We start from the raw sequence: 25,010 nt of genomic DNA, 5'->3' as shown, positions 1-25,010 counted from the left end.
ACACAGGCTATGACATATAAAAGATTAGGAATATCGATGCTGATTGCCGTTACATTGCTGTTTACGGCATGTAAAAAATATCTTACCCTGGAGCCGGAGTCTGCCTTTGGTGAAGATTACATGTTCAGCAGTACTATTAATGCAAGAAGCGCTGTGTTGGGTGTATATGATCAATTGGCAGGTGACCAGGGATATGGCAGTCGTTTTAGCCTCATCTATCCTTACGATAATGATGAAATGATTGGTGTAACCAATGCTTCCGCACCTGACAATAGCTCCCGCGATATGGCACGCTACAATGTACAGCCAACCAATGCTCAATTACTGGCCCCGTTTAACCAGTTGTATGCAGGGATAGAAAGGGCCAATATCTGCATCAGGAATATACCGGCTATGAGTTTATATAAAGATGGAGCTGAAGCTGACAAAAAAGAGTTGCGAAGATTGTACGGCGAAGCCTTAACACTAAGAGCGCAGTTTTATTTTGAGTTAATTCGTAACTGGGGCGATGTACCTGCCTCATTTATTCCGTCTATTGATCAACCCAATCTGTTCCTGGAGAAAATGGACCGGAATGTTATTTATGATAGCCTTATCTCTGATTTAAAAAGAGCTGAAGACCTGGTGCCATGGCGTACCGAAGTAACATCAGATGAACGCATTACCAAGGGGGCAGTAAAAGCACTCAGGGCAAGGCTGGCCTTGTTCAACGGAGGATATTCACTTCGTAAGTCAGGAAGTATGGAGCGGCGGCCTGATTATACAGCATACTATAAAATTGCACGTGATGAATGTTACGAGTTAATGCAGAAAAGAGATCAACATACATTAAATCCCGGTTTTCAATCGGTGTTTAAGGATGCTTTGGATGCGTACAAAATAGATCCCTATGGAGAAGTGATGTTTGAAGTGGCTATGGCGAGGGAGGTGGACAGTAAGCTGGGGTACTACGATGGTCCGCGGTTTTATGTACCGGGAAATACAGCATTGTTGGGGAATGGCTCCATCCGTGTTATACCGGTATATTTCTATTCCTTCGATTCTGTAGACACACGTCGCGATGTGACCTGTGCGCTTCACTATAATAACGCAGATAATTCAAAAACGCTTCAAACGCTGGTTAATATGACGAGTGGTAAATTCCGGTCAGACTGGATAACGCCTGCATTAAGCTCCGCAATCCAGGCCACTGGCATTAACTGGCCGGTTATTCGCTTTTCAGATGTTTTGCTGATGTTTGCAGAAGCCGACAATGAATTAAATAACGGTCCTACAGCTGATGCGAAAATCGCTTATGAAGAAGTACGGAAAAGAGGGTTTAAAGGCAATGAATCTAAAATCGGCACAACACCCGGAGATAAGGAAGGCTTCTTTAAAGCCCTTGTTAATGAGCGATCTTATGAGTTCGGGGGAGAAGGTATCCGCAAGTATGACTTGATCCGCTGGAACCTGCTGGCTGAAAAGATCATTTCGGTTCGTAGTAATTATACAAAGATCATGAACCGGGAGGCTCCCTACAATAACTTACCGCAGTATATGTTCTTTTTACCGGGAGCACAACAATTAACACTGGGTAATTCATTGTATAAACCATCGCCCACAGCTATTACAGGCTATACACGTGTTAACTGGACGAGAGCCATTACCGAGGCCTGGATCACTAATGTGGCACAACTCTACAAACCGAATCGCAGTGAACTCCTGCCCATACCACAGGCGGTTATTGATGCCAACCCGAAAATTACACAGGATTATGGATATTGATACCAGCTACATAAATTCAATGAATTACCGCCCCGGGGCGGTAATTTTTTTGCAAAATCTTAAGGACTTGCACACAACGTTAATGAACTAAGTGCTGTCTGATAAATGTAGAACCATTAAGAAAAATAAAACTGAGTATATGAACAAGCAATTGAAATGGATAGCGCCGGTGTTGGTAATTGTTACACTATTGGTAAGCTGTGGTAGTCCGCAGTATGTTCAAAATGACAGGGATTATGGTCGTGGGCGTAACGACAACTGGGCGCTCCTGGGTGAACGCCGTGCAGATTCAAGAAACAGAAGTGAAGCTATTTATCCGCGCGGACGATACAATAATTTTTCACAACTTCGGTTTACAACAACAGGGAGGGATATTAATTTATATGGCGCAACGGTAATATATGATAACGGCAGACGTGAATCTTATAAACTGAACGGAAATAATCGAACTGTAAGGTTAAGAAACCGCAATAGTAATATCCGCCAGATCGATTTAGATTATAATACCAGCAGGTACGACCGGCGGTCTAACCAGGGTTCTATTTTAGTTTACGGCAGATAAAAGAAAAAATAGGAAAACAGCCGCTGGGGATGAACCGGCGGCTGTTTAATTTTTCCATTATTGACTTATAGCTTCACCAGTTTGAATTTTTGCGCGTTGCCGGTATTTTTACTCCATATTTGAATTTTAGTTCCGTTGGTACTAAAGCCTCCGTTAACATCCAGGTTTTTATCGGTGGCACAGGCGGGCGATAAATTATAGTAGCCGTCACCTACATAAGCAGGTGTCCATCGTTGAGCTGCAGCATTGGTATAACTGTATACCTGTATTTGTGTGCCATTAGCAGATGCACCACTCCTTACATCCATCGCTTTAGCGGTATCCGCCAGGGTTTTTAAGGCAAACTCACCATTGCCGAGGCTTCTTAATAACCATTTTTGATTATTGGATAGTGGATTGTTAGCTGTCCATAAAGCTACAACAGTGCTATTGGCCGGAACGCCACCACCGCTTACATCCAGAATGCTGCTATTATTTACCGCAGATACGATCTTATAAGTAGCTCCGTTTTCTATAAGCCCTGCGTTATCGTCTGTTAATGTACTGGGCTCTGTGGCTGGTGCCGGCAGGTTCAGGGCTGCTATTTCGGTATAAACGCTCTCGTTAACTTTAAAACCCCATTTTCTGAAAAAGGTCGTCAGGTTCCTGCCGCTGATAGTGCATGCTTTCAACATAAAGTACCGCATCTTTTGTTCATCGTTAGTTACCACAGGCTTCTCTACACGGGTTTGTTTATGCAGGTTAATATAAAAGGCATCTCCAAAAGCCAGCCACAACTGGTGAAACATGAATAAACGGATAAAGTTTCCATCCGACATATAGGTATTGGAATTGAAGTCCTTGTCGGTATTGGTATTGGCGATATAGTTTAATGCGTTAGTGGTGGTCGTCCCTTTCAAACGATTAACACCGCCCCCGCTTATGGCCCGTTCTGCTGCAAGAGAATAGATATTCACGGTTACCTCTCCCAGCGTTGACCATTTCCAGGGTTGTTGCTGGCGCATATGCCCCAGCTCATGCCAGGATCCCCAACCATTGTTCACCATACTAGGGTAGGTTAGGCAATCATTCCACAGGCCCGGCGCAAACCAGGTGCGGTAGTAGCTGGCAGCACCCCATAAATTCCGGGCCGGTGATTCAACCATAGCAATCTTATGCGTCGGTTTCATGTGTTCGGGAGCCGAGTTGTCGAAGCCGGAGATATAATCTTCACCAAATTCTACAGCCCTGTCTATAATCTGCAGAATGTTATTGGCATCGCTGTTGCTGGTTGCACCGGCACGGCTCCTGCCTGTTACCAGGTAGGTACTGTTGTTTACCAGTAGCACATCCGGGGAGGTAGTGTAAGCGGCTACCTGGGATTCCCAGTCGGTGGTCTGGTCTTTTATAAACAGAGGCGCCCGTACAGCCCCGCTATTGAAAGTAATTTTAACTTTACCCGCCGGGGTACCGCTGGTAGTATAGCGTATCCAGATTAACCCGCCATAAGTATCTGATGATATGGTATTGCTGCCGGCTGTCAGCTGCACCGAACGTGGATCCCATCTAAGGGTATCCCTCGAATAAGTGCCTATGAGTAGTTTGGGCAGCGCGGTGCCGCTTAGCTGTTGTACGGTAAGCGTCATGGCAACACCCGGTGGCAGGTAAAAACCAGTGGGGTCAAAATCCGACCAGGGATTGCCTAATTGCAGCCTGTTAAAGGACTCGGTGGTTCCCATGATTTTTTCACTAAATTCCTGTTCTGTGCTACCTAATGCACCTAATGGCACAGGGTTGACGGATCGCCTGATTGTGTTTTCTGACCCGGTGGTTTCCGGAATCTGGCTTTTCTTACAAGACACTACAGCAAATGCAGTGATCATTACTACGGTTAGTAATTGTTTCATTTTTTGGTTTTAAGAGTTTAAAAAAAGACATACAGCAAACTACCGCGGGTAGTGCAAGAGCAAGGCAACATTGTTAACCTAAGTTATACACAAGACATGCTGATTCGCTCAGACAAACGTTTGCGCATATTTGAGAACGATCTTTGTATTTGTAATGTGTTTTTGGTACACATTAATTAAAAAAACCTATTTTCGCTGGCACATATAAAAATGGACACATGAAAAAATGGATTGCGATTGCGTTAATGATGCTTGCTGCTATTACAACAGATGCTCAAAAGATATACTCACCGGATGGGGCGCTGCAACTTACGTTCGCGATAAAGGACAGTGTTCCTGTTTATAGTGTAAACTATAATAACCAGCCTGTCTTATTGCAAAGCAAGCTCGGCCTTGAGATCGACAATGGGCCTTCTTTTACAAAAGGATTCGGTATTAGGGATTTCAAGATCAACAAAGCGGATGAAACCTGGCAACCGGTTCTGGGTGAGGTAAAACAAATCAAGAATCAATACACTGAATTAATTGTTTACCTGGCGCAACCGGCCCAACAGCGGGATATCGCTATACGCTTTCGCTTATTCAATGAGGGCCTGGGCCTGCGTTACGAGTTTCCTGAACAGGCCAACCTGAACTATTTTGTAGTGAAGGAAGAAGCTACGGAATTTGCGCTTCCCGGAGATGCCAAAGCCTGGTGGATACCGGGCGACTACGATACACAGGAGTATAATTATACTACATCGAAATTATCAGAAGTGCCTAAGTTATTCGATAAAAGTTATGATGGCAATGCATCACAAACCATTGCACCGGGAACCCTGCAAACGCCGTTAATGATGAAGACCGACAATGGTTTTTATCTTAACTTTCATGAAGCAGCGTTAACGGGTTATCCTGCTTTACACCTGAGCCTGGATGCCGGTAAATTTATATTGACATCTCATTTAACACCTGATGGGCAGGGAAAGAAAGGATATATACAAACACCTTTTCATACACCCTGGAGAACCGTTATTATAGCGAAGAAAGCTGAAGATATACTGGCTTCTAAGTTAATACTTAACCTGAACGAACCCACAAAATATGAAAGCACTGACTGGATCAAACCCGTAAAGTACGTAGGAGTATGGTGGGAGATGATCATGGGTAAATCTACCTGGAGCTATGCCAATATTAATAATGTGCACCTGGGCAAAACGGATTACTCCAAGTTGCAAACCAATGGTACGCATGCTGCCAATACCAATTATGTAAAGAAGTATATCGACTTTGCTGCAAAACATGGCCTGGACGGTGTTTTAGTGGAGGGCTGGAATGAAGGATGGGAAGACTGGTTTGGTAAATCGAAAGAATATGTATTTGACTTTGTAACGCCTTATCCCGATTTTGATGTAAAGACATTAACGGATTATGCCAAAGCCAAAAATGTACAACTGATCATGCATCATGAAACCTCCTCTGCCGCAACTAATTATGAGCGTCATCTTGATACAGCTTTTGCCTTTATGGATCAATATGGTTACAAAGCCGTAAAAACAGGTTATGTAGGCAATATTATTCCGCGGGGAGAACACCATTACAGTCAGTGGATGATACAGCATTACCAACGTGTGATTGATAAGGCTTTACAGCATAAAGTAATGGTTAATTCTCATGAATCGGTGCATCTTACCGGTCTGCATCGCACCTATCCTAACTGGATTGCAGCAGAGGCGGCGAGGGGTACTGAATATGAGGCTTTTGGTGGTAACAACCCGGAACATACCACCATATTGCCTTTTACAAGGTTAATAGGTGGCCCGATGGACTATACGCCCGGTATTTTTCAAACCCAACTGGATTACTATTTCCCTGGAGACAAGCGTTTTGTGCAAACCACGCTAACCAAACAACTGGCTTTATATGTTACCATGTATAGTCCTTTGCAAATGGCTGCGGATATAATTGATAATTATGAAAGATTTCCTGATGCCTTCCAGTTTATAAAAGATGTAGCGGCTGATTGGGATGATACTAAAATACTAAGCGCAGAACCAGGTGATTATGTTTTAATTGCCCGTAAGGCCAAAGGAAAAGATGAATGGTTTGTTGGGGGTATTACGGATGAGCAGGCAAGGACTTTGAACATCGATTTTAGCTTTCTGCCTGCCGGTGGCAATTATGAGGCAACCATTTATGAAGACGGTAAAAATGCTGACTATATAACAAATCCGCAGAGCTATCATATTTACAAAAAGAAGGTAACCAGTAAAACAAAGCTGGCAACTAAACTTGCCCGGAGTGGAGGTGTTGCTATCAGCATTCGAAAAATCTAACTAAACATAAAATATTTTTATCCGCAGGCTGCCTCTATTAGGGCGGCTATTTTATTGATTAATAGTAGGATTGCTTAATCTCGGCTTGAAAATTGTAATTGTGTAAACCGTTAAATAATTGCGGTGGAATTGGAGAGTGTGTAAAAATTTCCACAGTATAAACTATTAAGAACTTTATAAATAATAGCCGGATGAGAATTACAAGGCCCGTTGATGATTTTGTGGCGAGGATGAGGGAGTATTTTACCTCCGAAGGTACCTATCCTTTTAAAAATGAAGACCCTTTTCGTTTAGACCTGTTGAGCAACGCCCAAATGGAGTCTCACGGTATACGGGTGGCTGCTCAGCACGAAGTACTAACGACCAGGCAGCCGGATAAAGTGTTGAAGCGCTTGAATGATAACGAAGATGTAATCGTAAAAGTGCAGGAAATGCTTGCTGAAACAATAAAAGAAAAACAAGCGATAGCCCCTGCAAGTGAATGGTTTTTAGACAACCTCTATCTTATTAAAGAGCAGATCAATATTGCACGGAAACATTTGCCGAAAGGCTATAGCCAAACGCTGCCTATTCTGGCCAAAGGCAAATCGACCGGTATGCCCCGTGTATATGATATAGCGCTTGAAATCATTTCTCATAGTGATGGCCGCATTGATGTAGCCAACCTTACTGCTTTTATCAATGGTTATCAAACCAAAAATGTACTCACCCTGGGTGAACTATGGGCGATTCCTATTATGTTGCGGTTTGCTATTATAGAAAACATAAGGCGTATCGCTTCAAGAATTGCTATCGACCGGCTGGATAAGAACGACGCTATTTACTGGTCTGATGAATTTATAAAAATTGCACAAACCGAACCCCGTAGCATTATTATAGCTACTGCTGAAATGGCGAAGAGTGATGTGTCGTTGAACAGTGCTTTTGTGGCTGAGTTTACCAGGAGGATGCAGGGAAAAGGTCAGGGATTGGCGATACCCTTATCCTGGATCGAGCAGCAACTTTCTGATACCGGTCATTCTGTAGCAGAGCTGGTGAATGTACACAACCAAAGCCAGGCGGCAGACCAGGTGTCTATGCGTAATAGCATCGAAAGTATCAGGCTTTTGAAAACAACTGAATGGAAGGAATTTGTGGAAAGCGTAAGCGTAGTGGAGCAGGTACTGCAAAAAGATATTACAGGCACCTACCCGCTAATGGATTTTGAAACCCGTGACTGTTACAGGCACGTAGTGGAATGGATGGGTAAAAAATCAAAAATTGCCGAGCACGAAGTAGCTGCATTGGCCATCAATCTTGCCACAAAAAGAAAAGAAACAGGAGCTCCCGAGCGGCAACATCATGTGGGCTATTTTTTAGTAGATAAAGGACGGGATGAGTTGCTGAAGACGGCCCGCACGCAATTAGATTTTAAAGATCAGCTAAAATACTTTTTAAGAAAGAACAGGCTGTCCATCTATGCGGGTTCAACCTTCCTGTTTGCGTTTGTTATAAGTATTTTGTTGGCACGAAATGTTTACTATGAAACAAGAGTGATCTGGTTAAGTATCGTAACAGGCATTTTACTATTCGTGATATTGGGTCATTTCGCAACGGTGGTTATCAACTGGCTATCTACCATGATGGTAAAACCCAGGCCATTGCCCAAGCTCGATTTCTCAGGAAGGATACCCGATGTGTATAGCGCGGTAGTTGCTGTTCCCTGCCTGATCGGAAGCAAGGCAGGTATTGACGAATTGGTGAGCGACCTGGAGGTAAGATATCTTTCCAATCCTCAAAAAAACTTATACTATTGTTTGCTGACAGACTTTGCAGATGCGCCGCAGGAAAAAATGCCCCAGGATGATGAATTGCTGGATTATGTAAAAGATGAAATTAACCTGCTCAATAAGAAGTACGCCAGGCAAAATACCAGTGACCGTTTCTTCTTAATGCATCGTTCGCGTAAGTGGAATAAGAAAGAAAAAGTTTGGATGAGCTACGAGCGTAAAAGAGGAAAGCTCGGAGAACTAAACAGTTTACTCAGGAATACAGGACATGATGATTTTTCTGTAATAGTGGGCGATGTATCTGCATTGTCCAATGTAAAGTATGTGATCACTTTGGACGCCGATACTTTACTGCCGCGGGAATCGGCCTGGAAGATGATTGCTACTATGGCCCACCCGCTCAATCAGCCGGTGATCAACAGCAAGAAGAAAAGGGTAGTAGAGGGCTATGGTATTTTACAGCCCAGAACGGCGATTAACCTGCCTGCCAAAACCAGCTCTGTTTACGCGCGTATGCATAGTAATGATTCAGGTATTGATCCTTATACTCAATTAGTATCAGATGTATACCAGGATCTTTTTGAAGAAGGTTCTTTTATCGGCAAAGGTATTTATGATATAGATGTGTTTGAGCAGGTATTAGGAAAAGCGTTCCCTGAAAATCGTATACTGAGCCATGATCTTTTAGAAGGGTCTTATGTGCGATCGGGTTTGCTGACAGAGGTACAGTTATTTGAAGATTATCCTGAAACCTATTGGACGGATGTCAGTCGCAGGCATCGGTGGATCAGGGGCGACTGGCAAATAGCTACATGGGGTTTGCCTTTTGCGCCCGATGAAAAAAACAAACTGAGACGGAACTATATTTCTTCCTTATCCAAATGGAAAATATGGGACAATATTAAACGAAGCCTGCTTACACCGGCCATGCTGGTTTTGTTGGTACTGATCTGGCTGCTATTCCCTAACCCCGCCATCTGGATGATTGGTTTTATAGTGTTTTGGTTTTTTATGCCCGTAGTTACGGGAGCCATACAGCTTTTCAGGAAACCCGATGACCTGGACACCCGGTCGCATATAACTGAAGTAGCAGATGCATTTAAAAAGAGTGTAGCGCAGGTGTTGTACAACATTGTAGTATTGCCATTTGAAGCCTATAAAAATGCGGATGCCATTTTTTTAGCCAATTGGCGTTTATTGTTTTCCAGGAAGAGATTATTACAATGGACTCCTTATGCTGCTCAAAAGGCCGGCGGTAAAAAAACAGTTGCCGACGCATACAGTTATATGTGGCAGGCCATCTTGCTGGTAATAGCGATCGCCGTATTGATAATGATCTTTCAGCCTTCTTCTGTTTTTATAGCTGCTCCTTTTTTATTGGTTTGGTTATTTTCGCCGGTTGTTGCCTGGAGCGTGAGCCGCCAAAGAACCAGGAGCGATTTTGAACTATCTGATTCCGAAGCCAATTTTCTACAAGTGATCAGCCGTAAAACATGGGCTTTCTTTGAAGACTTCGTGGTAGCAGAAGATAATTACCTGCCACCCGATAACTATCAAGAAAAGCCCATCGAGGTAACGGCGCATCGTACTTCTCCTACTAATATAGGCCTGTCTACACTGGTAAATTTATCAGCCTATGATTTTGGATACATTTCGTTATGCAAGCTGGTAGAGCGCACGCAAAATACTTTTAATGCATTAAGCGACATGGAGCGTTACAGGGGGCACTTTTATAACTGGTATGATACCACTAATCTGCAACCCCTCTATCCACGGTATATCTCAGCGGTGGATAGCGGCAACTTTGTGGCAAACATGATTGTGTTAAGACAGGGCTTGTTAGAGCTGCCCCATCATAAAATCCTCAGTCAAAAATTTTATGAAGGATTACATCATACCTGGAAGGCCGCAATAAACGCGGCACCCGACGCTGCAGCGATTTTTGAAGAGACGGACGCTTACCTGGATCGCCTTTCCCAATCACCGGTGCAAACAATCGATATTCAGAAAACCTATTTTGACAAATTACTACAACAGGCCGGATCGGTAAAAGCCGAGAAAGTCGTAGCGGCCAATAAAGAAGTGCAAAGCTGGCTATCAAAGTTTGAGGCGCAGATAGCGGATGCAGAATTTTCATTATCGCTTTTAACACCATGGGTGGATTTGCTACCAGTGCCGGCTGGGCTTGAAGCATTGAGCGCCTTAGATGATATTCCTTCCCTGGTGGAGATCAGGGATCTGGATCGTACTATATTGCCGCAAATCAGTCAGTTGAAGGAAGAGCGGTCTGAGCATCGCGAATGGCTTCAAAAAGTAGAGGGAGCTATCCAATCTGCACATAGTCATGCACTGGAAAAATTAAGCAAAATTGAAAAGCTGGTGAATGAGTGTTTGGGCTTTGCTGAAGTAGAGTATGACTTTCTGTATGACGAGGATAAGCACCTGTTCCATATCGGCTATAATGTAAGTGAAGATGTAAAAGATAAGAGTTACTATGATATACTTGCGTCAGAAGCCCGCCTGGGTATTTTTACAGCCATTGCACAGGGCAAAATACCACAGGACAGCTGGTTCGTATTAGGCCGCCTGATTACCAATGACGGCACTGCACCTGTATTGCTTTCATGGAGCGGGTCGATGTTTGAATACCTGATGCCCGAGCTGGTAATGCCATCGTATGAAAATACTTTACTTGAACGTACAGCCAGGGGTATTATACAAAACCAGATTGATTACGGACGTAAGAAAGACATACCCTGGGGTATATCAGAGTCAGGCTTTAACCTGGTAGATGCTCATCTGAATTACCAGTACCAGGCTTTTGGCGTTCCGGGTACCGGTCTGAAACGAGGACTGGGACAGGACCTCGTGATTGCACCTTATGCTACTATGCTGGCATTAATGGTGGAGCCGGAGCCTGCATTGAAAAACCTGTTGGTGTTGTCGAAAAACGGCTTTGAGGGGCGTTATGGGTTTTATGAGGCAGTAGACTATACGCCTTCCCGTATGCCACGCGGCACAACCAATGTGATCATACGATCTTTTATGGCACACCACCAGGGTATGGGATTTTTATCTATAGCTCGTTTGCTGCTGGGCGAGAAAATGCAGCAAAGGTTTGAGCGAGATCCGCAGTTTCAATCGGCCCTGTTGTTGCTAAAGGAAAAAGCACCCAAAGCAACTAACTATTACACTCAGGATGATAGCGCCACAAGCAAGACGGTGGCCAGCCATGAGTCACATATACGCGTAATCAGAACACCTAACACTACAACTCCTGAAGTACAGCTGTTGTCGAACGGTCGTTATCATATGGCGATCAGCAACTCAGGCGGCAGCTATAGTCGCTGGAAGAATTTAGCCGTGTCGCGCTGGCGTGAAGATGTGACAGAAGATAACTGGGGCACTTTCTGCTATATTAAAGAAGTATCCAGCCAGGAACTCTGGTCGAATACCTATCAGCCTACGCGCAAAAAGCTGGATGTAGATGAAACCATTTTCTCACAAGGTCACGTTGAGTTCAGGCGTGTGAACAAAGACTTTGAGACAAAGACCGATATTGTTGTTTCACCGGAAGACGATGTTTCTATACGGCGCATTAAGATAACCAATAAAAGTAACAGTGTCAAAGTACTTGAAGTAACAGGTTATACTGAAGTAGTAATAGCGCCACAGGCGGCAGATGAAGCGCATCCGGCATTTAGCAACTTGTTCGTCCAAACAAAAATCAGTGAGGACAGTAAGGCTATTCTTTGTACCAGAAGGGCAAGGTCTAAAAATGAGCAGCCGCCATGGATGTTTTTTATGATGAATGTGACGGGCGTTGAGCAGGAAGAAATTTCTTTTGAAAGCGACCGGATGCGTTTTATTGATCGAACACGCTCGTTAGCGTCGCCGCAATCGGTAGTTAATAACGGACCTATGTCCGGCACTGATGGATCTGTACTGGATCCTGTGGCTGCAATAAAATATAAGATCACGCTGAAACCAAGACAAACAGCTACGTTTGAAATTGTTATTGGTATAACCGAAACCCAAGACACCTGCCAGCACCTGATAGGCAAGTATGATGACATGTATCTGAAGAACCGTGCTTTTGAATTATCATGGACACATAGCCAGGTGCTGCTAAGACAGATCAATGCCAGCGAAGAAGAAGCGCAATTGTTTAATTCCATGGCAGGGCATATACTATATGCCAATGGTATTCATCGTGCCGAAGCTAATATTATTGCAGGCAATAGAAAAGGCCAGTCGGGGCTATGGGGCTATTCCATTTCTGGTGATCTTCCTATTGTATTGGTAAGAGTACAGGACAGTGATAATACAGCATTAGTAAGGCAGCTGATCAAAGCACATTCTTACTGGCGGATGAAAGGATTAGCTGTTGACCTGATTATATGGAATGATGACTTCGGTACTTACCGGCAGTTGTTGCACGATCAGATCATGGGCTTTGTAACGGCCATGGGTGGCGCTACAGTGGATCAGCCAGGAGGTATATTTATTCGACAGGGTGACCAGCTTTCTACCGAAGACCGAATTTTATTTCAAACCGTAGCCCGCCTGATTTTTTACGATAATGCCGGTAGCCTGCAGGAGCAGATGACAAGGCAAAAACCAGCCAAGGCGCTCCCTCCTGCATTGAAGGTCACGGGGCATAACCTGTTCGATTCAGATGAGCAGCTAAGCCTGCCGGAGAATCTTGTATTCAATAACGGTATAGGCGGCTTTACCGAAGATGGTAAAGAGTACTTTATATTAACCAGGCCGGGGCAAACTTCTCCGGCACCCTGGGTAAATATTATAGCCAACCCGGAGTTTGGTACTATGATATCGGAGAGCGGATCAGGATACACCTGGGCCGAAAATGCCCATTCCTACAGGCTTTCACCCTGGAAGAATGATCCCGTTTCTGATAAAACAGGAGAAGCTTTTTATATCAGGGATGATATCAGCGGTAAGTATTGGTCGCCATCTCCGCTGCCTTCAACAAGCGGTAAGCCTTATATAACCCGTAATGGTTTTGGCTATACGGTTTATGAGCACGTCGCGTTTGGCATTAAATCGGAAATGTGGGTTTTTGTTGATGTGGAGGATGCCGTGAAGTTTACGGTTATAAGAGTGAAAAATATATCAGCCAAGCCAAGGAAAATTTCTGTTACCGGATATGTGGAATGGGTATTGGGAGATACTGCTACCAGCACACGCATGCACGTGGTTACGGAGAAGGACCTGGAAACAGGGGTACTCTTTGCACGTAATCATTACAACAGCACATTTGCTGAAAGGATTTCTTTTTTTGATGCTGATGGCACCAGCAGGTCTTATACCTGCGACCGTACGGAATTTATTGGCAGAAACGGGTCGCTGGCTAATCCGGAAGGATTGTTTAGGGAGAAGTTGTCCAATAGGTATGGTTCGGCACTTGATCCTTGTACCGCTATTCAAATAGGCGTAGAGCTATTACCGGATGAAGAAAAAGAAGTTATTTTCAGGCTGGGTAGTGGCAAGTCAGAACATGATACGAGGGTACTGGCCACGAAATATAAAAATACAGATAAGGTTCATGAAGCACAATCGAAGATACATGATGCCTGGAACCAGGTATTGGGTAACGTGTATATTAAAACACCCGATGAAGCATTTAATGTAATTACCAATGGTTGGCTGGTTTATCAAACACTGGCATGTAGAATCTGGGGCAGAAGCGGCTTCTATCAGTCTGGTGGCGCCTTTGGGTTCAGAGATCAGTTACAGGACACCTTGGCATTGATGCATACCCGTCCGGATGTTACAAGAGGACAAATATTACTGGCGGCATCCCGGCAATTTAAGGAAGGTGATGTACAGCACTGGTGGCATCCGCCAACTGGGCGCGGGGTACGCACTACCTGTTCCGACGATTACCTCTGGTTGCCTTATGTAACCGCCCGTTATATTGAGGCAACCAATGATAAAGAAGTGTTAGATGAATATGTGTCTTACATAGAAGGCCGGCCTTTACGTCCCGATGAAGAAAGCTATTATGATCTACCTGTGTTTTTGAACGAGTGGGAAACGGTATATAATCACTGTAAAAGGGCGATCGAATTCGGATTGAAGTTTGGCGAACACGGCTTGCCGCTGATCGGATCCGGAGACTGGAATGACGGAATGGATAAAGTAGGTGAACATGGTAAGGGCGAAAGTGTATGGCTGGGCTTTTTCTTATATGATGTATTAATGAAATTTGCAGTAATTGCCAAAGATTATGGCGACCAGGAATTTCATATTAAGTGCATCAGCCAGGCCGAAAAGCTCAAAGAAAACATCAATCATAATGCCTGGGATGGAGAATGGTACCGCCGTGCTTACTTTGATGATGGTACACCTCTGGGATCATCTCAAAACGAGGAATGCCGTATCGATTCCATTTCACAAAGCTGGTCGGTAATTTCAGGGGCCGGTGAGCCAGAAAGGATTGAGCAGGCAATGGCATCCTTAAACGAACATTTAATAGACCGCGAGAACGGTATCATCAAATTGTTGACACCTGCTTTTGATAAGTCAGATCTGTATCCGGGTTATATTAAAGGGTATGTACCCGGTGTAAGAGAGAATGGCGGACAGTATACCCATGCTGCTGTCTGGACGATGATGGCTTTTGCGATCAAGAAAGACAGGGAAAGAGTTTGGGAATTGTTTTCTATGGTCAACCCGGTTAACCATGCGGTGAATAATGTTGAGTCTCAAAAATATAAGGTAGAACCTTATGTAATGGCAGCCGATGTTTATGGCGTAGCTCCGCATGAAGGCAGGGGTGGCTGGACCTGGTATACAGGTTCTGCAGGCTGGACCTACCAGTTGGCATTGGAGCATATATTGGGACTGAAGAAAAAAGGAAATGAACTTTATATTGATCCTTGCATACCAGATAGCTGGCCGGAGTTTGACGTGAACTATAATTTTGGAGCTACACTTTATAAGATTAAGGTGGTAAATGAGCTGAAGAATGGTAGTGTTCGGATAACGATCGATGGAAACGAGACCAACGATTCATTTATATTGTTGACTGATGAAGGAGGGGAACATGAAGTGCTGGTAACATTATAGGTGCTTGCATCACATAAACAACCGTTAAATCAAAAAGAGGCGAATCATGCGCCTCTTTTTGATTTAATAGCCAGGGTAAAAATTTTTAGAACCTGCTAGTTGTAGTTTGCAAGCTTCCTGGTTGACTTCTGAACGAGCGGGGACATCGGTGTAATGCAGTTCTTATTTTAAAGATGCGGAAATGCTCGCTGGAAGCATCAGCTGGTATCAGCTATTTATAAGTTTAAATATGCATAAGCAATAGGGAAAAAGCAAAAAGCGGCCGAAGCCGCTTCTCAACATATTTATTCGGGGGAATCAGCACAATTATTGATTGATCGTAAATCCATTGTCAGCGGCAAATTTAGCCTGAGCCGATTGCAGGTTGGCCATCACTGCGGCCTGACCGTTGATAATATTGGTCATCTCATCAGCCCCCTTCATTCTTTCCTCTTCGGTTTTCGCTTCACCTATTTTCTTGTAGGCAGTATAAATGCTTTTGATATATTCGAAATAACGGGTGGCGATCAGCTTAAAATCCTCGCCTCCTTTTCCAACAGGTTCCAGTTTCTTCAATGCGTTGATCCTGAGATCAACAGTGTCTTCCATTGCTTTGGCAGACCGGGCTATCCCTTCAAAATCTTTTTTATCGCCTCTTGCTTTTATGGCAGCTTCTGTTGTTAACAATGGCTCAGACATGGTTTCTTCCAATTCTGCTACTTTTTCATAATACTGGCTGGCAGTAGCCGGCGCTTCGCCCGTTTCCGTCGATTTAGACTTGCAGGCTGTAAAAGAAAATGCGGCAATGGCAGCAATTATAAATAATTGTTTCATTTTTAATTTTTTTAAGAAATAAGAATTTCAAAAAGTATGCCCGAAAGATAAGGATATTCAGAATCAATAAGGTATAACTGTTAGTTTATTTAAATAACAAGATAAGTAAGGATGCCCGGGGAATAATTTCTTTCGCAATCGATTGCGTTTTTTGTAAGGGCTGTAGCCCGTGAATCGTTTATTTTTGAATCAATTCCGGTTGGTTTGCCATAGCTGTCATCGATTGAAACCGATTCCGGTTTTTCTTAACAAACAAAGTGAAATGATCAAAAACATTTTTGCAGCCATCACCCTTGCTGCTTTTTCTACAACGGTTCATGCACAGTTTAGCTGGAGTAAATTACCTGAAGTAAAGCCAACCTCGTTTAAAAAAGACAGTTTTAATATAGTAAAGTATGGAGCAGTATCTAACGGAACCATATTGAATACGGAAAGCATTAGTAAGGCTATTAAAGCCTGCAATGCCAATGGAGGTGGGGTAGTGGTAGTGCCATTTGGTATCTGGCTTACCGGCCCACTGGAGCTGAAAAGCAATGTAAACCTGTATGTGCAAAAAGGCGCAATGCTGCTGTTTACAGACGATAAAACAAAGTATGAAATAGTAGCCGGTAGTTATGAGGGCAGAAGTTCAGCACGTAACCAGTCGCCCATATGGGCCAAAAATGCAGAGAATATTGCAATCACGGGTGGTGGTGTGATAGATGGCAATGGCGATATATGGAGGGGGTTAACCAAATCTGCGGTTACTGAATCATTCTGGAATGCCAGGGTAAAGTCTGGTGGAGTTTTAAGTACGGATGGCAAAAAATGGTATCCTTCAGAACAATTCAAACAGGTAAGCGAGAGTAAGCGAAGTATGCTGCTCGAACCAGGTAAGCCCTTAAGCGACTATGCCGACATGAAGGATTTTTTAAGACCCAACTTACTGGTGCTTACGCAGTGCAAACGTATTTTGCTGGAAGGTGTCACCTTTCAGAACTCAGGCGCATGGAACCTGCATCCGTTGATGAGCGAGGATCTGATCATCAGGAATGTAACAGTTAAGAACCCGGACTATTCACATAACGGAGATGGTTTGGATATCGAGTCCTGCAAAAATTTTATCGTGGAAGATTGTGTATTTGATGTGGGTGATGATGCTATCTGTATTAAGTCGGGCAAAGATGAGGAAGGGCGCAAACGCGGCATGCCTACTCAGAATGGAATCATCAGGAACAACCTGGTGTATAAAGGGCATGGTGGAGTAGTAGTAGGTAGCGAAATGAGTGGTGGTACTAAAAATATCTTTATAGAAAACTGCCTTTTTATTGGAACCGATAAAGGACTGCGATTCAAATCGGCGCGTGGCCGTGGGGGTGTGGTAGAAAAGGTTTATGCCCGCAATATCCAGATGCGCAATATAGACCAGGAAGCTATTTTCTTTGATATGCATTATGCGGTAACATTCGCCACAGATGGTGTGAGAAAAATAGATACTACTTTTGGAGAAGGCACACCTGTTTTCAGGGATATGGAGTTTGAAAATATTGTTTGTGATGGAGCAAAGAAAGGCATTTTTGTACGCGGGCTACCAGAGGCAGCTATACAAAACATTCGTATTAAAAATACAAAGCTGATTACAGATATAGGCGCAGAGCTGATCCTGGCTGATGGGATTGTTCTTGATCATGTAACATTCGAGAGTAAACAAAAAGACCCGGTGGTATTGGTGGATAACAGTAGCAATATTGAGATCAATAAATCTCTTTATCCAACTGACACTAAATTATTTCTCAAGGTTTTGGGCAGTAAGAATATCAAAGTAGACAAGACCCTGGTAAATACAAGGGATGTTGCGAAATGGTAGCAGGTAGATCGGTTAACGCAAAATATTAAAACCCCGGAAACTCTGTACTCCGGGGTTTTGCATGCTATTGGTTAAAACTGTATACGGTAATTGAAATTAGGCCAGAAACCCAACTGATTTTGAGTACGGATGGTACCCGAACGGCTGTCGTACCATTGATTGAATATATTTTTATGATTGGTTACGTTCTGGAAGTCCACAAAAAACTCCTGCATAAATCCCTTATTGTTCATGCGATACGTAAGCTTAAAATCCAGGCGAAAATAGGCCCGTGTTTTTTCTTCAAATGACCGGGACTCGTAATAAATAACCCTGCCGGCAACTTTCGAAGCAGCCTCATCGATTGCGGTGAACCTTCTGCCTCCCGCAGTAACTACTTTCAGGTCAGCACCGATGGTATGCATCCCGGCAAGGCTCCATTCTTTTCCTGCCAGGGCATTGGCTACATAGTTCCCGTTAAATACAGTATTGTGTTCCATACCATTGCTTCCTTTATATTTCGAATCAAATACAGAAACGGTTGCCAATGCGTAATACCCCTCAGCAAAAGGTCTTTCCACCGTTAATTCCAGGCCATAATTGGTGCCGGATCCTTTGTTGACCAGGCTGTCTTCCAGTCCCGATCCATACCCGGCTCCTACATTAAGGGCCGACCAGTCAGACAATCTTTGTTCCACCGGTACTTTACGCAACAATTGTGTGTAGGCTTCCAGTTTATACTTCCAATTATTTTTTAAAGCTTTTTCCCAGCCGGCCACCATATGATGACTTTGGGTAAAATCCAGGTCGCGGTTGGTTTGTATATATTGATCTCCTGCTCTGGTCTCGTGGAAATAGCTCATAAGTGATTGCATTTGGCTGTGTTTGCCGTACGCCAGGGTAAGGACGCCGGCTGCCGTAAGCGCGTACCGGAGCCCCAGGCGGCCTTCGACTGAAGTGTTGCTGTTGAGCGCCAGGTATTGGCTGTACACTCCTGTATTCAGTGTAAGCCGCGAACTAAAACGGTGCTGCCATTGCGCAAAGCCGCGTAATAGCTGTGTATGGTTTTTTTCAACCGCAAAAGGAATAAAACCGTAATCGGCATTCCTGCTGCTATCATTATAGCTGTAATGCAGTTGGTCGACGGTAATACCGGCAGTGAGCCTGTCGCTGGCCGAAAACTTTTTATTTGCTACTAAACTGACGAGGTACCGCCACTCATTGCCATTTTGCCTGAAGTTTTTATGAGCTATTCTTTCCGTATCCAATGAATCCTGCCTGGTGGTGACATTAGTGCCTGTAGCCGCTACAGTTAAAGTATAAGAGGTAGTGTTATTGAAAAAATAACTGTGCTTTATACCTACAACGCCCATTTTTGTAGCATTGTACAAATTGCTATAAGGATCATTATAGAAATTAGCTGTGTCTTTCAGTTCTCCTTTAAAATCAATATTACTGGTGCCTCCCATCCCAAACAGTGTGAATTGTCCGGTTTTTTTTGTAGGTAGATTCACCTTAAAACTAATATCCTGGTAAGCCGGAATGGCAGCGCCGGTACCTACATCCAAGCCTAATGAGCTGATCAGTCCGGGGATACTATACCGGTAATAAATCAGGTAAGAGGCTTTGCTCTTCTTGTTGAATGGACCTTCTGCGCCCAATTCCAGACCATTAAAGCCGATCTGGCCTGTAAATTCTCTTTTGCTGTTATTGCCGCTTCGCAGGCTCAGATCAAAAGCGCCGGCCGTAGCATTCCCAAACTGAGCCGGGAATGCCCCTGTGTAAAAGGTAGACTGACCAATAACATTATTATTCAGCATGCCTACGGGCCCGCCCGTGGCGCCCAGGCTGCCAAAGTGGTTGGGATTAGGAATATCCACGCCTTCCAAACGCCATAATAAACCAAGTGGTGAGTTGCCACGGATAATGATGTCGTTACTGCCATCATTCAGGCTGTTGACCCCGGCGAAATTGGACGCCATACGGGCCACATCATTACGGCTGCCGGCAAACCGGCGGGTATCTTCTGCGTTAAATTCCATAGAACTTGCTGTGGCCATTTGCCGAGCCGCCAGTTTTTCATGTCTACCGGTAACCAATACTGCTTCTTCCGATACCCCTATTTTTTCGAGCAATTCAATATTAACAATCGCTTCCTTCCCCGCTTCAACAACGATGTTGAACAGGTGCACAGGCTCATAACCAATATGAGTGACTTTCAGGCTTACCCGCCCAAGAGATACCTGTTGTATAGAAAAATAACCCAGGCTGTCGGTGGCAGCCCCTAAATTAGTACCTGCAATCAGTACGGATACCTGCGCCAGCCCCTTTTTGGATTGCTGGTCAACGATCCTGCCTCTCACGGTTTGATGTTGTTCCTGGCCATGCGTAACAAGCGCTATTGATACAAATATTAGTAATAGTAAACATGTTTTTCTTTTTAGTTTTCCTGGCCACATCATTTTTTGTTTTTGGAGTGATTTTTTGATTTCCGCAAAACTAGTTTTCCTGTAACCGGCCGGGCTTTTTTAGGGGCAGATAGCAAGCTCTAAGGGGTAAATGGCATTTCGGGACGAACGGTGCGGTCAAATCCCTCATAATTAATAGCTTTGTCAGCGCTGTATAGAAAATTGTTGTTTCAGTAACCCTCCAAAAATCATGCACTGGAAAATTTTAAGCGAGCCTTTCCCAATCAATACCTGGAAATGGTACCGGCTGCGGGGACTCGGATTCGGTTTGTTTGTGTTTCTTTTTCTCCTCTTGTTCCAGCCTTTTAGTTTGAACCTGTTTGATACCCCAAAGCTACTATATGTTACCCTGGTATATGGAGCCGCTACGGGTGCCGTTATTTTATGTGGCGGATGGATATTTAGTAAGTGGATAATCCCAAGACTGGACGACGAGAAATGGACCCTGGGCAGACAAATTTTTTGGAACCTGTTGTTAATGATTGGTATCACATTATTGAATGTTTATGTAACCCAGTTGATGCATCAAACTGTTTTGCCTTTATGGTGGTGGTTTGTGATGTTAAAATGGGTGCTAATGTTGGGTGTGTTACCCGTAGTTGTGGCAGAGCTCATTGCTTATAACCAGCATTTGCGTTACAACCTTAAAGCGGCTACCCAACTGTCTCAATTAGTACAACAGCAAACGATAATTTCGGATGGAAATTTATACAGCGCCTCCTCTTCAGGGAGTTTAGCACATCAGAATTTTACTACACCTTTACCCGATCACAAGGCGCCCATTATATTAATGGGCGAAAACCAGGGAGAAAAGCTCGAATTATTGCACGACAATTTACTGGCGGTTCAGGCCCTGGACAATTATGTAAATGTTTTCTGGGAGGCAGACGATCAGCTGCAGAGTGCCTTGTTGCGCAATACGCTTACCAATATTGCCGAACAGGTGAGTGATGCTGCGTATATATATCGTAGTCATCGAAGCTGGCTGGTAAACGTGCAACGTGTGGCCCGTGTAGATGGTAATGCGCAGGGATTAAAGCTTTCTGTTGAGTTGATGGACCAGCAGGTACCGGTGTCGAGAAGTAATATTCCCGGCTATCGACAGCTAGCGGAACTGCAGCACCAGGTGAATTAGCGATTAATTTTTTCCATATTAAAACCGGGACTGGTTATATATTTTCCGGCGTCAGTGATCATAAAGGCTTTGTACTCCGGAAAATTTTGGAGTAGTTTCAGCCCCGCGTCTTTCCCCAAAACCATAATAGAAGTACTGAAGGCATTAGCCATTTCTGTGTCAGGTCCCGTAATGGTTACACTGGTCAGGCCTGTGGCCGGATACCCGGTTGCGGGGTTGATGATATGTGTGTAACGCTTGCCGTCTATCAGGGCGTATTTTTCATAGCTGCCTGACGTAGTGATAGCACCGTTGACGGCTATGGCACCCACCAGGTCGTTACTTTTAAACGGATCATTAATACCGATACGCCAGGGCCTGCCATTGGGTTGTTTACCCCAGGCCTGTATGTCCCCGGTTGCATTGATCAGGCCGGCTGTGATGCCTCTTGCCAGCATCATAGCTCTGCATTTATCAGCAGCATAGCCCTCGCCCAGTGCACCAAAACCTATTTTCATACCGGGCAATCTTAGGAAGATGGTCGAACTTTCTTTGTTGATGATAATATTTTTATAACCCACTTTTTGCCGGGCTTTTTTTACAGCTTCCGGCGATGGCATGGTAGTCATGGTTCCGTCAAACTTCCATATCTTTTCCATAGCAGCAAAGCTGATGTCGAAAGCGCCGTTTGTGATTTCGGAGATCTTCAGGGCGCGCTCGGTGAGTTCCAATACTTCCTGGTCTACTTTCACTGGTCGTATGCCTGCGTTCTGGTTTACCCTGGAAACCTGGGTTTCAGGCTTCCAGTCGGAGATCAGGTATTCAATCCTGGATATTTCTGCAATAACCGTATCGATATATTGTTCGGCAGTAAGCGAGTCTTTAGCTACTATAGTAATGTCGAAACGTCCGCCCATCAGGAAGGCATCGCGGGTACGCTTTACCTGAGAAAAGCTATTGCCTCCTGCCGCTACAACTAAAGCCAGTAAAAGAAATAAACGTATCATTAATCGTGATCATTATAAAACGCAAGACCTGTTATTTGTCGTCTCAGCCTTGTTCTTTATGCAGCTGCAAGCCTTTGAAACCACATTGCCAGTAAAAATAATATTGTTAAACGAATAAGCATGATGGAACTTTCTGATATCTCCGCGTCATCTCCATTTCTCATGTTTTCCCCGGTTAATACACTGTATGGCTGCTCACTAATAACAATCCGTCAAAATCCTACCCTGCTTAAGCAACACTTCTGTACTAAGGTTGTCTTCAGGTTTATAAATATCTTCGAGAATCTCAAGTACATCTTTCTGCATCGATAAAGATCCGCAAAGCATGATGACGCCACCTTCTTTCAGGCATTGTAAAACCGCATCGCTATCTCTTAATAAACGATGGCTTACATATTCTTTTTCTTCTTCCCGCGATAATACCAGGTTGAGCCCGGCGAGACTCCTCTTGCTCAACTGTTCTTTTAAAAAAGGTTCATACAAAGTAAAGGAAGACCGGTTACGAAACCCGCAATAAAGTTGAATGGGAATTTTCCTGCGGTTTTCACTGATCATACCTAAGAAGGGTGCAATGCCCGTTCCGTTGGATACCATGATAATTTTTTTAGCCATCTTAGGAAAACGGAAGTGCTGGTTTTTCACCAGTTTTGCTTTCATGACGTCACCCTGTTGTAGATTATTAAGGAAAGAAGAGCCTAAACCATGCTCGTGAAGCTTAATGCTTAGCTGGATATTCTTATCAACCTTCCCGATTGAATAGAGTCGCTCCCGATGGTCATTCCTGGGATAAATGGCCAGCAGATCGCCAGACATAGCGTGCTTTAGTTGGGCAGATTTAAACTGAATGATAAAGCTGGATTCCTCATCTAGGTTGGTGCGGCTGGTTACTAAAAGTTTTTTTAAATCAGCGGTATTGGGTTCCAGTAATTCGCGGGGCATGATCATGCTAAAGCCAGTTTTGCGGGTCCACTCCGTTATCCAATCACTAAAGTCCTGGGGCGATTTATCGTTCACAGTATAAACAGGCAGGATTGCCTTTGCCCATGTAGTGTTTTGCAATAGCTTTTCCACATCGAATGCAAATTGACAAAACTGGCTGTAACTCCTGGATCCGAAACCTATAACAGCATATTGAATGCTTTTGCTTTGCGGATTTTGTTTTATTCGATCCGCCAGTTTTTTCGCATTGGAGGGCGCATCACCCTGGCCATAGGTACTGGTCATAACAATCAAGTGCTCGGCATTGGGGAATGCTGTAAAATTAGAAAGGTCGGTTAAAAATACTTTTTCGCCGTGCCTGATCAATTGTGTGTAAATGGCATCAGCAAATTTAAAAGTACCCCCGTTTTCGGAGCCTACCAGAATAACGATACGGGCCTCTTTAGCTTTGAATTTGTTTTTAGACCGGCTACGCCTGCGTTTTAAAGTAATGGCGAAGCCGGAGTAAATGAAGAACAGTATATAAGCGGATGCCAGCGCGAGCAATAGCGACCAGATAGTTCCCGACCGGCCTGTATGCCAGCGCAGGCTGAAATTAGCTAATTGATAGGTTTGGGTATAGTTCTGTTGGGCAAGTACATCGCCGGTAAACTGGTTGATACATAGTTCGCGGTCTTTTAGCTGAACAGTGTAATAGTCTTCCGGGAAGTCGGAGAAAGGATATTGTAGTTTCTGAAGGTTGGTAAGCGCGGTTTCGCGGAGAACCGTGAAATCAACCAGATTCTTTAAAGGCTCTTCCCTGATTTGTGTTTCATCAACCAGGGCGCTGGCTTTGCCCGGTGTTGGCATAAACCGGTAAACCGCCATATAGGTTCCGGTGAGTGCAATAGCCAGGATAAAAAATAGTGATAACCGGCCCAATACTACATGATAGTACTGAGCAAAGCCGGTTTTTTCTACGTTAGAGAAGAAGTTTTTCCAACCGTTCTGCCTTTGCACTACCAGGAAGATGCCTGACACCGCAATCAGTATGAGTAGAAAGGCGGTTATGCCCATTAGAATCCTTCCCGTTTCGTGTATGAACAGCGAGCGGTGTAAAGTGGTCATCCACTGGAATAGCGGCAGTTTTTCCGTAGGTGTACCTAATACCTTGCCCGTTGCAGGATCCACATATACCTGCTTATCGCCGCCTTCTTCAGTGGCGTATTTAATCAAAACAAAACTGTGGTCGTCTACTGATATCTCCTGTATACCGGGAAATTTTTCCTTTAATAAGGGTACGGTTTGGGCTAAAGTGAGCGTATCAAAGCCAGTAGCTTTATAGTCACGCGATTTTTCAATAACCGGTTCAAATGCTAAAAAAATACCAGTTACGGATGCAACTGTCAGTAATAAAAAAGAAGATATAGCCAGTGTTAAGTGGCTATATCTCCATATGGAGATGATCATCGTT

Annotated in this window: 11 protein-coding genes; 6 read left to right on the top strand and 5 right to left on the bottom strand. The window is 44.0% G+C overall.

What is annotated here, in order from left to right; all coding sequences use genetic code 11:
• Positions 1–9: 9 nt before the first annotated feature.
• The gene (locus tag ACLOAU_RS04820) at positions 10–1,764 is read left to right on the top strand and encodes a RagB/SusD family nutrient uptake outer membrane protein (protein ID WP_427860715.1); all 1,755 of its coding nucleotides are present in this window, start codon (positions 10–12) and stop codon (positions 1,762–1,764) included.
• A 139-nt stretch (positions 1,765–1,903) separates the two neighbouring features.
• A complete protein-coding gene (locus ACLOAU_RS04815) occupies positions 1,904–2,326 on the top strand; it encodes a DUF2541 family protein (RefSeq protein WP_427860714.1) in 423 nt (140 codons plus the stop codon).
• A gap of 65 nt (positions 2,327–2,391) precedes the next feature.
• Here the strand turns inward: ACLOAU_RS04815 and ACLOAU_RS04810 are convergent, their stop codons facing one another.
• The gene (locus tag ACLOAU_RS04810; protein ID WP_427860713.1) at positions 2,392–4,212 is read right to left on the bottom strand and encodes a M60 family metallopeptidase; all 1,821 of its coding nucleotides are present in this window, start codon (positions 4,210–4,212) and stop codon (positions 2,392–2,394) included.
• A gap of 218 nt (positions 4,213–4,430) precedes the next feature.
• On the opposite strand from ACLOAU_RS04810, the gene ACLOAU_RS04805 reads away from it, so the two are divergent.
• Together ACLOAU_RS04805 and ACLOAU_RS04800 are read left to right on the top strand one after the other, a co-directional pair.
• Positions 4,431–6,527: a glycoside hydrolase family 97 protein gene (locus tag ACLOAU_RS04805; RefSeq protein ID WP_427860712.1), complete on the top strand. Its 2,097-nt coding sequence runs from the start codon at positions 4,431–4,433 to the stop codon at positions 6,525–6,527.
• A 191-nt stretch (positions 6,528–6,718) separates the two neighbouring features.
• The gene (locus ACLOAU_RS04800) at positions 6,719–15,391 is read left to right on the top strand and encodes a GH36-type glycosyl hydrolase domain-containing protein (protein ID WP_427860711.1); all 8,673 of its coding nucleotides are present in this window, start codon (positions 6,719–6,721) and stop codon (positions 15,389–15,391) included.
• 306 nt (positions 15,392–15,697) lie between these two features.
• On the opposite strand, the gene ACLOAU_RS04795 is transcribed toward ACLOAU_RS04800, so the two are convergent.
• Positions 15,698–16,204 (bottom strand): hypothetical protein, encoded by a 507-nt coding sequence (locus ACLOAU_RS04795; RefSeq protein WP_427860710.1) that lies wholly within the window; start codon positions 16,202–16,204, stop codon positions 15,698–15,700.
• Positions 16,205–16,466: 262 nt separating this feature from the next.
• Here ACLOAU_RS04795 and ACLOAU_RS04790 point away from each other — a divergent pair, with 262 nt between their 5' ends.
• Positions 16,467–18,050, top strand: coding sequence for a glycoside hydrolase family 28 protein (locus ACLOAU_RS04790; RefSeq protein WP_427860709.1), 1,584 nt, complete (start codon positions 16,467–16,469; stop codon positions 18,048–18,050).
• Positions 18,051–18,121: 71 nt separating this feature from the next.
• On the opposite strand, the gene ACLOAU_RS04785 is transcribed toward ACLOAU_RS04790, so the two are convergent.
• Complete coding sequence (locus ACLOAU_RS04785; RefSeq protein ID WP_427860708.1) at positions 18,122–20,491, bottom strand: TonB-dependent receptor; 2,370 nt, start codon at positions 20,489–20,491, stop codon at positions 18,122–18,124.
• A gap of 196 nt (positions 20,492–20,687) precedes the next feature.
• Between ACLOAU_RS04785 and ACLOAU_RS04780 the strand changes: the two genes are divergently transcribed.
• Complete coding sequence (locus ACLOAU_RS04780) at positions 20,688–21,632, top strand: LytTR family transcriptional regulator DNA-binding domain-containing protein (protein ID WP_427860707.1); 945 nt, start codon at positions 20,688–20,690, stop codon at positions 21,630–21,632.
• Here ACLOAU_RS04780 and ACLOAU_RS04775 read toward each other — a convergent pair.
• Both ACLOAU_RS04775 and ACLOAU_RS04770 read right to left on the bottom strand, forming a co-directional pair.
• Complete coding sequence (locus ACLOAU_RS04775; protein ID WP_427860706.1) at positions 21,629–22,618, bottom strand: FAD:protein FMN transferase; 990 nt, start codon at positions 22,616–22,618, stop codon at positions 21,629–21,631. The genes ACLOAU_RS04780 and ACLOAU_RS04775 overlap by 4 nt on opposite strands.
• A 198-nt stretch (positions 22,619–22,816) precedes the next feature.
• The gene (locus ACLOAU_RS04770; protein WP_427860705.1) at positions 22,817–25,006 is read right to left on the bottom strand and encodes a PepSY domain-containing protein; all 2,190 of its coding nucleotides are present in this window, start codon (positions 25,004–25,006) and stop codon (positions 22,817–22,819) included.
• Between the last annotated feature and the right edge of the window lie 4 nt (positions 25,007–25,010).

Source organism: Paraniabella aurantiaca (assembly GCF_050309965.1).
In the GTDB taxonomy this organism is placed as follows: Bacteria; Bacteroidota; Bacteroidia; order Chitinophagales; family Chitinophagaceae; genus Niabella.
This window is presented reverse-complemented; position numbering and strand designations above follow the sequence as displayed.

Excerpts from the sequence above, each read along its gene's own strand:
- ACLOAU_RS04820 (WP_427860715.1), top strand. The coding sequence starts at position 10 with ATGACATATAAAAGATTAGGAATATCGATGCTGATTGCCGTTACATTG.
- ACLOAU_RS04815 (WP_427860714.1), top strand. The coding sequence starts at position 1,904 with ATGAACAAGCAATTGAAATGGATAGCGCCGGTGTTGGTAATTGTTACA.
- ACLOAU_RS04810 (WP_427860713.1), bottom strand. The coding sequence starts at position 4,212 with ATGAAACAATTACTAACCGTAGTAATGATCACTGCATTTGCTGTAGTG.
- ACLOAU_RS04805 (WP_427860712.1), top strand. The coding sequence starts at position 4,431 with ATGAAAAAATGGATTGCGATTGCGTTAATGATGCTTGCTGCTATTACA.
- ACLOAU_RS04800 (WP_427860711.1), top strand. The coding sequence starts at position 6,719 with ATGAGAATTACAAGGCCCGTTGATGATTTTGTGGCGAGGATGAGGGAG.
- ACLOAU_RS04795 (WP_427860710.1), bottom strand. The coding sequence starts at position 16,204 with ATGAAACAATTATTTATAATTGCTGCCATTGCCGCATTTTCTTTTACA.
- ACLOAU_RS04790 (WP_427860709.1), top strand. The coding sequence starts at position 16,467 with ATGATCAAAAACATTTTTGCAGCCATCACCCTTGCTGCTTTTTCTACA.
- ACLOAU_RS04785 (WP_427860708.1), bottom strand. The coding sequence starts at position 20,491 with ATGATGTGGCCAGGAAAACTAAAAAGAAAAACATGTTTACTATTACTA.
- ACLOAU_RS04780 (WP_427860707.1), top strand. The coding sequence starts at position 20,688 with ATGCACTGGAAAATTTTAAGCGAGCCTTTCCCAATCAATACCTGGAAA.
- ACLOAU_RS04775 (WP_427860706.1), bottom strand. The coding sequence starts at position 22,618 with ATGATACGTTTATTTCTTTTACTGGCTTTAGTTGTAGCGGCAGGAGGC.
- ACLOAU_RS04770 (WP_427860705.1), bottom strand. The coding sequence starts at position 25,006 with ATGATCATCTCCATATGGAGATATAGCCACTTAACACTGGCTATATCT.